The organism is Streptomyces sp. NPDC057287 (assembly GCF_042667905.1).
Taxonomy (GTDB): Bacteria; Actinomycetota; Actinomycetes; order Streptomycetales; family Streptomycetaceae; genus Streptomyces.
In genome coordinates this window covers 1-7098 of record NZ_JBHUYV010000039.1, presented here as the reverse complement: position 1 = coordinate 7098, position 7098 = coordinate 1, and the positions used below count along the sequence as shown (strand labels likewise).

Here is a 7098-nt window from a genome sequence, read left to right as displayed (position 1 = left end):
CCCGACGCCACCACCCAAGACGCCCGCCACTACGTCCACACCGCCCTCTCCACCAACAGCACCGCCACCCTCAACCACGCCAAAGACCACGCGGAGAAGAAGTACTGACATGGCAGCGGACCACCGGGGCGCCGCCCAGGACACCGTGCACACCCTGAGGACCGATGTCCTGGTGGTCGGGGCCGGCCCCGCCGGACTCATGCTCGCCTGCGAGCTCAGGCTCGGCGGGGCCGAGGTGCTGGTCGTCGACCAGCGCCCCGGGCCCACCACCGAATCACGGGCCAGCACCCTCCACGCCCGCACGATGGAGATCCTCGACAGCCGCGGCCTGCTGGCCGTGCTCGGCACACCGCCGTGCGAGCCGCGCGGCCACTTCGGCGGCATCGGGCTCGACCTCACCCTGCCGAGCTCCCACCCCGGCCAGTGGAAGGTGCCCCAGCGGCGTACGGAGGAGATCCTCCAGGACCGGGCCGCCGAGCTCGGTGCGGACCTGCGACGGCGCCACCAGCTGACCGCACTGACCGCCGGGGCCGACGGTGTGACGGCCGACGCCCTCGGACCGGCCGGCCCGGTCCGGGTCTCCGCCCGCTACCTGGTCGGCTGCGACGGTGAGGACAGCACCGTGCGGCGCCTCGTCGGGGCGGACTTCCCCGGCAGCGACGCCCGGCGCGAACTGCTGCGCGCAGACGTCTCCGGAGTGCGGACACCGGACCGGCGCTTCCAGCGGCTGCCGGACGGCCTGGCCATCTCCGCCACCCGCGACGAGGTCACCCGGGTGATGGTGCACGAGTTCGGCAGGCCGGCCCGCCGGCGCTCCGGCGCCCCGGACTTCACGGAGGTCGCCGAGACGTGGAAGCGCGTCACGGGCGAGGACATCAGCCACGGGGCCCCGCTGTGGGTCAACGCGTTCGGTGACGCCGGCCGCCAGCTGGAGCGGTACCGCCACGGCCGCGTCCTGTTCGCGGGGGACGCCGCCCACCAGCAGATGCCCAGCGGCGGCCAGGCCCTCAACCTGGGCGTGCAGGACTCCTTCAACCTCGGCTGGAAGCTCGCCGCCGAGGTCCGCGGCGACGCGCCGGAAGGCCTTCTGGACAGCTACCACACCGAGCGCCACGCGGTCGGCGCCGACGTCCTGGCCAATATCCGTGCGCAGACCCAACTGCTCCTCGGCGGGCCGGAGATCGAACCGGTCCGCGCGGTGGTGGCCGAGCTGGTCGCCCTCGACGACGTACGGACCCGGCTGGCCGGGGCGATCAGCGGGCTGGCCGTCCGCTACGACCTGGCGGAGGGCGGCGGCCATCCGCTGTCCGGTCTCCGGCTGCCCCCCGCCGAGCTGACACGCCACGGCGCGGGGAGCGGCGCCACGATCCGCACCGCGGAGCTGCTCCGCGGCGGCAGGGGCCTGCTGCTCGACCTCGGCGCGGAGACGGAGCCGGCCCCCGCGTGGAGCGCCGCCCGGGTCGATCGGGTCACCGCACGGCCGGTCCCCGGCTCCCCGCTGAGCGCCGGTGACGCACTGCTCGTACGGCCCGACGGATACGTCGCCTGGGCCGGCCGGAGCACCGGCGATCCCTCCTTGCACCGCGCGCTGCGCCGCTGGTTCGGAGAACCGGACCGCACCCGCACCGCCCCGCACCAGTCCACCGAAACCGCTGCCGCACGCTGAGACGACGGCAGGAACCAGGAAGGCACATCCATGGATGCCGACGTCACGGACGCCGACGTAATCATCGCCGGCGCGGGGCCCACCGGGCTCATGCTGGCAGGGGAGCTGCGGCTGGGAGGCGCTGAGGTCATCGTCCTCGAACGCCTGGAGCGCCCCACCGGGCAGTCCCGGGGGCTGGGCTTCACCGCCCGGGCGCTGGAATCCTTCGACCAGCGCGGCCTCGTGCCGCGGTTCGGCGGGCTGGAGACGAGCCCGATGGGCCACTTCGGCGGGGTGCAGTTCGACTTCACCACGCTGGAGGACGCCCACTTCGGGGCGCGTGGCATCCCGCAGTCCAGGACCGAGGCGGTCCTGGAGGAGTGGGCTCTGGAGCTCGGCACGGAGATCCGGCGCGGCTGGGAACTGCTCGACCTCTCCCAGGACGCGGACGGGGTCACCGTCACCGCGGACACACCGGACGGCGAACGCCGGCTGCGGGCCCGCTACCTGGTGGGCGCCGACGGCGGGCACAGCCTCGTCCGCAGGACCGCCGGCTTCTCCTTCCCGGGCACCGACGCCACGCGCGGGATGTACCTCGCCGACGTGGTCGGCTGCGCGATCCCGCCGCGGTTCCTCGGTGAGCGGGTACCGGCCGGGATGGTGATGGCCGCGCCCCTCGCCGAGGGCGTGGACCGGATCATCGTGTGCGAGCACGGCGCACCGCCCGCGGACCGGAGCACGACGCCGGACTTCGCGGAGGTCGCGGCGGCCTGGAAGCGTCTGACCGGGGAGGACATATCCGGCGGCAGCGCCGACTGGGTCAGCTCGTTCAGCGACGCCACCCGGCAGGCCTCCGAGTACCGGCGCGGCCGGGTGCTGCTGGCGGGCGACGCCGCGCACATCCATCTGCCGGCCGGCGGACAGGGGCTGAGCACCGGGGTCCAGGACGCCGTCAACCTCGGCTGGAAGCTGGCCGCGGTGGTGCGCGGCTGGGCGCCCGAGGGGCTGCTCGACACGTACCACGGCGAGCGTCACCCGGCGGGTGAGCGCCTGCTGGCCAACACCCTCGCGCAGGGCACGGTCTTCCTCGGCGGCGCCGAGTCGGAGCCGCTGCGCGCCCTCTTCGCCGGCCTCATCGAGCTGGACCCGGTCAAGCGGTTCCTCGCCGGTGTGGTCAGTCACCTCGACGTCCGATACGACCTCGGGGAGGGCGGGCATCCGCTGCTCGGACGCCGGCTTCCGCCGCGCGTCCTGACGACGGCGTCCGGCCCCGTCGGCACGCCCACGCTGCTGCACCCGGCACAGGGGCTCGTCCTGGACCTGGCGGACGACCCCGGCGTGCGGGAGGCGGCGGCCGGCTGGAAGGACCGGGTGTCGCTCGTCACCGGTGTGCCGCAGGACCCCGACGTCTTCGCGGGGGCCACGGCCGTCCTGGTCCGTCCCGACGGTTATGTCGCCTGGGCGGGTGCGAGCCCCGAGGAGCTCGGAGAGGCCCTGCACCGCTGGTTCGGCACCCCTGCCTGAACGCCGTCCGTTTCACGGCTGCGCCGCCCCTGCCCGGCCACCCCTACGAGGAGGAGACCATGAGCCGCGCTCGACAGCTCACCCGTACCACCCGGGCCGTGCGGTGAACGCCCCGGCCGTCGCGCCGCCCACCGTGACGGCGATGTCGCCCGGGGTCCGGCCGGTCGTTCTGGAAGCCGGCCCCTGCCGCCTGTCCGCCCTGATAGCCCAGCCGACGGGCACACCGCGCGCGACCGTCGTCGCGGTGCACGGCGGCGGCATGCGGGCGGGCTACTTCGACGGCCAGGCCCATCCCGACGTCTCCCTCCTCTCGCTCGGTGCCGCTCTGGGCTACACGGTCGTCGCGGTGGACCGGCCCGGATACGGCCTGTCGGCAGCCCATCTGCCGTACGGGCAGGACCTGTCGGGGCAGTCGGAGGCACTGGGTGCCGCGCTCGCCCACCTGGCCGGGCGCTATCCGACCGGGGCCGGGGTCTTCCTCGTCGCGCACTCCTTCGGCGGGAAGCTCGCCCTCACCTACGCCGCCGACCAGGCCGCCCGGGACGGCGGTGCGCCGCCCCTGCTCGGGATGGACGTCTCCGGCTGCGGCCGGGACTACGCCGTCGACACGAGTGACCTGCGCGACCCCCATCGACACGGCCACTGGAAGCGGAACTGGGGCGCCCTGCGCTTCTATCCGCCGAACACCTTCCGTGACGCCGCCCCCCTCGTCGCGCCGATGCCGGTGCGGGAGCGGGCGGAGGCGGCTCGCTGGCCGGCGAGCTTCACCGCGGCAGCCGCCCGGGTCCCGGTCCCGGTCCGGCTCACCTTCGCCGAGCGCGAACTGTGGTGGCGCCACGGCGAGGAGGACCTGGCCGAACTCGCCGGCCTGTTCACCGCCTCGCCCTTCGTCACCGTCGACCGGCAGCCGGAGGCTGGCCACAACATCAGTCTCGGCTGGGCCGCCCGCTCCTACCACCTGCGTGCCCTGGCCTTCCTCGAGGAGTGCCTGGCCCGCGCGGGGACGCCGGCCTGACACCGCGAACGGCCCCCGGGAGGGCATCCAGGCCCGGCACCCGCTGCCCGTGCCACCGCCGCTACAGACAGGAGACCCGCACATGCCGCCCGCGATATCCGAAGCACTGACCGAACGGCTCACCGGACTGGAGTCCCGCAAGGACGAGGCCAGGCACGGGCTGGACCCCCGTGCCACCGAACGCCAGCACGCCAAGGGCAAGCTGACCGCGCACGAGCGGATCGAGCTGCTGCTGGACAAGGGCAGCTTCTCCGAGGTGGAGGCGCTGCGCCGGCACCGGGCGACCGGTTTCGGCCTGGAGGCGAAGAAGCCGTACGGGGACGGCGTGGTCACCGGCTGGGGCACGGTCGAGGGCCGGACCGTGTTCGTCTACGCGCACGACTTCAGGGTCTTCGGCGGGGCGCTGGGCGAGGCCCACGCCACGAAGATCCACAAGATCATGGACATGGCCATCTCGGCCGGCGCTCCGCTGGTGTCGCTGAACGACGGTGCCGGCGCCCGTATCCAGGAGGGCGTCTCCGCGCTCGCCGGGTACGGCGGGATCTTCCAGCGCAACACCCGGGCCTCCGGTGTCATCCCGCAGATCAGCGTGATGCTCGGCCCGTGCGCGGGCGGCGCCGCGTACAGCCCCGCCCTGACCGACTTCGTCTTCGCCGTCCGAGACATCTCCCAGATGTTCATCACCGGCCCGGACGTCGTGAAGGCGGTCACCGGTGAGGAGATCACCCAGAACGGCCTCGGCGGCGCGGACGTGCACGCCGGGACGTCGGGTGCCGTCCACTTCGTCCACGACGACGAGGAGACCTGCCTGGCGGAGGTCCGCTACCTGATCTCCCTGCTGCCCTCCAACAACCGGGACCTGCCGCCCGTGGTGCTCACCGGGGACCCGGCCGACCGCCCCGGCGACGCCCTCCTCGACCTGGTGCCCGTCGACGGCAACCGTTCCTACGACATCCGGGGCGTCGTCGAGGAACTCGTCGACGACGGCGACTTCATGGAGGTGCACGCGGCCTGGGCGCAGAACATCGTCTGCGCGCTCGCCCGCATCGACGGGCACACCGTGGGCATCGTGGCCAACCAGCCCGCGTCGATGGCGGGCGTCCTGGACATCAGGGCGAGCGAGAAGGGCGCGCGTTTCGTGCAGTTCTGCGACGCGTTCAACATCCCGCTGGTCACGCTGGTGGACGTACCGGGCTTCCTGCCGGGCGTCGACCAGGAGCACGAGGGCATCATCCGGCGCGGCGCCAAGCTGCTGTACGCGTACTGCAACGCGACCGTGCCCCGCGTCTCCGTCGTGCTGCGCAAGGCGTACGGCGGCGCGTACATCGTCATGGACTCGCGGTCGATCGGCGCGGACATCGCGCTGGCCTGGCCGGCCAACGAGATCGCCGTGATGGGCGCGGAGGGCGCGGCCAACGTGGTCTTCCGCCGGGAGATCGCCGCCGCCGACGATCCCGAGGCCATGCGCCAGGAGAAGATCGAGCAGTACAGGGAGGAGCTCGTCCACCCGTACTACGCAGCCGAACGCGGCCTGGTCGACGACGTCATCGACCCCCGGGACACCCGGTCGGCACTCGCGCGCTCGCTGTCCATGCTCGTCGCCAAGCACGCCGACCTGCCGCGCCGCAAGCACGGCAATCCGCCCCAGTGATCCGAGGAGCAGACATGGACAACCAGCCCACCGGCCTCTCGCTGTGCGTCGTCAAGGGGAACGTCTCCCCGGAGGAACTGGCCGCCCTCACCGCGGTCCTGATGGCCCGCGCCGCCTCGGCGGGGGCCGAGCCGGACGACATGGCCCGCCGCCAGCAGGCGGTCGCCCTGTGGCAGCGCCCGGACCGGGGCTCCGTCTTCGACGGCCCGCGCACCTGGCATTCCGCCGCACGGCCGGAGGCGCGGGCGGCCTGAGGCACGGGCTGCCGTAGCGGCGGCCGTACGGCACAAGCACCGAGGGGCCGGGGATCATCCCCGGCCCCTCGGTGCTTGCGTGTTCGTGCCGCTCTGCCTCAGGCCGCCCGGGGGGCGCTCCGGGCGCCGGCGACGTCCCGCAGCAGGGTGTGCAGGCCCGGCTCCACCGTGGCGAGCCGGTCGGCCGCGTCACGGGCGTACAGAAGGGCTTCGGGTACGGAGCGCATGAGGACGCGCCGGTCCCCGCTGCCCAGGACCGCGACCGCGGCCACATGGCTCCCGCACAGCGGGAGATTGCCGACCACCCAGCCGTCGGGCCTCTCTCCCGTCCCGTACTCGCCCAGGTAGTCGAGGTGCACTCCCCGGCCGAGCCCGGTCCCCAGGCCCTTGAGGTAGGCCTCCTTCCGTGTCCACAGCCTGCCGAACGCCTTGGTCCGCTCGGTGACGGACATCCGGCCGAGCTCCTCCCGCTCCGCCGGGTGCAGAGCGGGGAGACAGGCCTCGGCCGTCGCGTCGGACGGGAGGCGCTGGACGTCGGCGCCGACCCGGGGTTCGGTCACCGCCACCACGGCCAGCCCGTGACTGTGCGACAGGGAGAACTCCGGGGCGCCCGGCATCCCCAGCACCCGCGGCCGGCCGTGGCGGCCGCCCTCCCCGTCGTAGCGCTCGCCGGCGATCGAGAGCAGGCGCGGCTCGACGCCGGTGTACACCGCCAGCACGCGGCGCAGTCCCACATGCGCCGCCGTGTACATCCGCTGGTTCTCGGCGGCGACGTAGGCCGCGGCACGCCGTTGCTCCAGGGCGTCCAGCTCGCCTATCGGCACGTCGCGGGGCGAGAGCGGCGGTGGCAGCAGCCACAGATGCAGCTCCCCCTCACCGAGGGACAGCACGTTGGACACCGCCATCAGCGCCCTTCCGCGTGGTCTTTGGCGTGGTTGAGGGTGGCGGTGCTGTTGGTGGAGAGGGCGGTGTGGACGTAGTGGCGGGCGTCTTGGGTGGTGGCGTCGGG

6 protein-coding genes are annotated in these 7098 nt (G+C 73.8%); 5 read left to right on the top strand and 1 reads right to left on the bottom strand.

The window, feature by feature from the left end; all coding sequences use genetic code 11:
* Positions 1-109: 109 nt before the first annotated feature.
* The 5 genes from ACFUNE_RS37445 to ACFUNE_RS37425 all read left to right on the top strand — a co-directional run bounded on the left by ACFUNE_RS37445 (position 110) and on the right by ACFUNE_RS37425 (position 6089).
* Positions 110-1666, top strand: a complete 1557-nt coding sequence (locus ACFUNE_RS37445; RefSeq protein WP_383577476.1) for an FAD-dependent monooxygenase — start codon at positions 110-112, stop codon at positions 1664-1666.
* 30 nt (positions 1667-1696) lie between these two features.
* Positions 1697-3169 (top strand): FAD-dependent monooxygenase, encoded by a 1473-nt coding sequence (locus tag ACFUNE_RS37440; protein WP_383577474.1) that lies wholly within the window; start codon positions 1697-1699, stop codon positions 3167-3169.
* A gap of 142 nt (positions 3170-3311) precedes the next feature.
* Positions 3312-4184: an alpha/beta hydrolase gene (locus ACFUNE_RS37435; RefSeq protein WP_383577472.1), complete on the top strand. Its 873-nt coding sequence runs from the start codon at positions 3312-3314 to the stop codon at positions 4182-4184.
* An 82-nt stretch (positions 4185-4266) separates the two neighbouring features.
* The gene (locus ACFUNE_RS37430) at positions 4267-5835 is read left to right on the top strand and encodes an acyl-CoA carboxylase subunit beta (protein WP_383577470.1); all 1569 of its coding nucleotides are present in this window, start codon (positions 4267-4269) and stop codon (positions 5833-5835) included.
* Between the two features lie 14 nt (positions 5836-5849).
* Positions 5850-6089, top strand: coding sequence for an acyl-CoA carboxylase subunit epsilon (locus ACFUNE_RS37425; RefSeq protein WP_383577468.1), 240 nt, complete (start codon positions 5850-5852; stop codon positions 6087-6089).
* A 98-nt stretch (positions 6090-6187) separates the two neighbouring features.
* Here the strand turns inward: ACFUNE_RS37425 and ACFUNE_RS37420 are convergent, their stop codons facing one another.
* Positions 6188-6994, bottom strand: coding sequence for a 4'-phosphopantetheinyl transferase family protein (locus ACFUNE_RS37420; protein WP_383577466.1), 807 nt, complete (start codon positions 6992-6994; stop codon positions 6188-6190).
* Between the last annotated feature and the right edge of the window lie 104 nt (positions 6995-7098).

Coding starts and splice junctions, on each gene's coding strand:
- ACFUNE_RS37445 (WP_383577476.1), top strand. CDS start 110: ATGGCAGCGGACCACCGGGGCGCCGCCCAGGACACCGTGCACACCCTG.
- ACFUNE_RS37440 (WP_383577474.1), top strand. CDS start 1,697: ATGGATGCCGACGTCACGGACGCCGACGTAATCATCGCCGGCGCGGGG.
- ACFUNE_RS37435 (WP_383577472.1), top strand. CDS start 3,312: ATGTCGCCCGGGGTCCGGCCGGTCGTTCTGGAAGCCGGCCCCTGCCGC.
- ACFUNE_RS37430 (WP_383577470.1), top strand. CDS start 4,267: ATGCCGCCCGCGATATCCGAAGCACTGACCGAACGGCTCACCGGACTG.
- ACFUNE_RS37425 (WP_383577468.1), top strand. CDS start 5,850: ATGGACAACCAGCCCACCGGCCTCTCGCTGTGCGTCGTCAAGGGGAAC.
- ACFUNE_RS37420 (WP_383577466.1), bottom strand. CDS start 6,994: ATGGCGGTGTCCAACGTGCTGTCCCTCGGTGAGGGGGAGCTGCATCTG.